Genomic DNA, 622 nt, shown 5'->3' on the forward strand with positions numbered 1-622 from the left:
AAGGCATCGAAGACGTAACGGTCAATCTGTTAGTCGATGGCGCTCAAGTTGCCACGACTACCACTGATGCTGACGGTGCCTACGAGTTTACTTCCCTAATGCCAGGTGAAGAGTACGTAGTTGAGTTCGAAGCTCCGACCGGCTTCCGTGCCGCGCCACAAAATGTGGGCGATGACGCAAGCGACAGTGACGCTGACGAAACGACTGGTCTGAGCCAGACGGTAGTCCTGATGTCCGGTGAAAACAACGAGACAATTGACGCTGGTTTCTACGAGACTGCAACTATCGGTGACTTCGTCTTTCTCGATGAGGATGCGGACGGCGTTCAGGATGCTGGCGAAGAAGGCATCGAAGACGTAACCGTCAACTTGCTTGACGAGAACGGTGATGTAGTGGCGACCACGACTACTGATGTCGACGGTGCCTACGAGTTCACGGATGTTGTTCCTGGTGACTACGTAGTAGAGTTTGAAGCACCTGCCGGCACCGAGCCTAGCCCAGTTAACGCTGGTGGCGACGATGCAACCGACTCCGATGCTGATCCAATTACCGGTCAAACCGGTACGATTACGATCACGAGTGGCGAAGAAGACGATACTAACGATGCTGGTTTCTACGAGAC

The 622-nt window shown here is 53.7% G+C and carries 1 protein-coding gene; it reads left to right on the forward strand.

Annotated features, from left to right (window positions below):
• A partial coding sequence (locus A3850_RS17055; protein ID WP_197494102.1) for an SdrD B-like domain-containing protein occupies positions 1 to 622 on the forward strand: 622 nt, incomplete at both ends.

It is taken from the genome of Lewinella sp. 4G2, from assembly GCF_001625015.1.
Classification (GTDB): domain Bacteria; phylum Bacteroidota; class Bacteroidia; order Chitinophagales; family Saprospiraceae; genus Neolewinella.